At 61.5% G+C, this 221-nt stretch carries 1 protein-coding gene; it reads right to left on the bottom strand.

The window, feature by feature from the left end; translation table 11 throughout:
• On the bottom strand, window positions 1-221 hold a 221-nt coding region (locus AF337_RS12815; RefSeq protein WP_193393607.1), incomplete at both ends, for a glycoside hydrolase family 88 protein.

Below are 221 nucleotides of genomic sequence, written 5' to 3'. Positions count from 1 at the left end.
CCACGCCTTCTTCGTCGATCTGCGCCAACACCGCCGCAAGAGCGCGCTCCGCATAGGCCCTGTCGTCCTTGTCGAGAATGCCGGCATCGATGGCGCGCAATATGCCATAGGCAATGCCTGCCGTGGCTGAGGTTTCCAACGGCGAAGACGGATCGTCCAGAAGCGTGGTGAACATGCCATCTGGCCGCTGGTATGCTTTCAAGGAGCGCACCTGGCTGACG

Origin of the sequence: Rhizobium ecuadorense (assembly GCF_001187535.1) — a bacterium.
GTDB classification, from domain to species: domain Bacteria; phylum Pseudomonadota; class Alphaproteobacteria; order Rhizobiales; family Rhizobiaceae; genus Rhizobium; species Rhizobium ecuadorense.
Note: the sequence above shows the minus strand (reverse complement) of the source record. Positions and strands in the feature narration are given on the sequence as shown.